This is a genomic window from Novosphingobium sp. ST904, from assembly GCF_001298105.1.
GTDB lineage: Bacteria > Pseudomonadota > Alphaproteobacteria > Sphingomonadales > Sphingomonadaceae > Novosphingobium.
In genome coordinates this window covers 1-1522 of the sequence record NZ_LGJH01000035.1, presented here as the reverse complement: position 1 = coordinate 1522, position 1522 = coordinate 1, and the positions used below count along the sequence as shown (strand labels likewise).

The following is a 1522-nucleotide window of genomic DNA, read 5'->3' as shown; positions in this document are numbered from 1 at the left end:
CGCTTAGACCCAATGACTGCCGGAGCCTCAAGGGCTCAAATCTGAGATGCTGACGTTGGATTGGTGAGCAACGGAGGCGAGTCATGACACAGGCAGTGAAATATGTCGGTTTGGACGTGCACAAGGAAACCATCGCGGTCGCAGTCGCTGATGGAGAACGCGGAGGCGAGGTGCGCTTTGTAGGCACAATCGTCAATGAGGACGACGCAGTCAGAAGGCTGGTCAAGCGACTGGCGGCGCCGGATGTAACTTTGAGCGTCTGCTATGAGGCTGGCCCTTGCGGCTATGGTTTGCACCGGCTTCTGACGAAACTGGGACAGGCTTGTATCGTTATCGCCCCCTCAATGATGCCGAGACGGCCGGGGGATCACGTAAAAACCGACCGGCGTGATGCGATGACGTTGGCGGGGCTGCTGCGTGCCGGCGAGCTCACCGCGATCTGGGTGCCGGACGAAGCCCACGAGGCGGTGCGCGACCTGATCCGGGCCCGGCGAAGCGCTCAGGAAAATGCTACCGAGGCGCGGCAGGCAGTGCGAAGTTTCCTGCTCCGCCACGATCGTCGTTTTGGCGGCAAGACGGCCTGGACGAAGATGTACTGGCGGTGGTTATCGGAACAGCGCTTCGACTTCCCGCACCAGCAGCTGGCCTTTGAGGAAATGCAAAAGCGGGTGCTGGAGGCTCAGGCACGGGTCGGTCGCCTCGAGGCCGCGCTGGGCGAAGCAATGCAAGCCTGGCATTTCGGAGCGCTGGTCCACAATCTCCAGGCCTTGCGCGGCATTAGGCTGATCGTCGCCGCTACGCTGGTCGCCGAGGTCGGTGATCTCACTCGCTTCGACAACCCAAAACAGTTGATGGCCTATGTCGGCCTGGTGCCCTCCGAGCATTCCAGCGGCGCTCGTACCAAGCGCGGCCGGATTACCCGCGCGGGTAATGGACATGCCCGAACCATGCTGGTCGAAGCAGGATGGTCGTATCGTCTTCCTGCCCGCGAGGAGCGCCGTTATCGTGAGCGCGTTGCTGATTTACCAGACGAAATCCAGGCGATCGGATGGAAAGCACAGGTTCGCCTGTGTCAGCGCTACCGTCGCCTGGCAGCCACCGGCAAACCGCAGCCGAAGGTGACCACTGCGATCGCGCGTGAACTGGTCGGCTATGCTTGGGACATTGCACGTCGCGTGTCACCAGCTTTGGCTGGCTGATCCACTTGTAACGATCACGAGAGGAGGCGCCAGCGGACCATTTGCATAGCCTTGGCCGGCGTGCCGCGGGCACCCGACTGTGATGGGCAATCCTCGGTACACCAAGGGGCAGGTTCATCCGATGCCCGTGCTTAGACAGAGGATAGGCCCAGCGACGGATACGGGTAGTGCGGTAACCAACCCGCGGATGAGAGCATGATCAATCGTCGTCGATCAGGCGCCCGCGGCACACCCGCCAAGGTCAATGTAACCGCTGGTCTTGCAGCCGGCGAAGGAGTAAACTCGACCAGCGTTTCGGATGGCAGTCATGAGAGGGTGTCATT

The 1522-nt window shown here is 61.4% G+C and carries 1 protein-coding gene; it reads left to right on the top strand.

Annotated features, from left to right (window positions below; translation table 11 throughout):
- Positions 1–83 precede the first annotated feature (83 nt).
- Positions 84–1199 (top strand): IS110 family transposase, encoded by a 1116-nt coding sequence (locus ADT71_RS00220; RefSeq protein ID WP_054434093.1) that lies wholly within the window; start codon positions 84–86, stop codon positions 1197–1199.
- Positions 1200–1522: the final 323 nt, after the last annotated feature.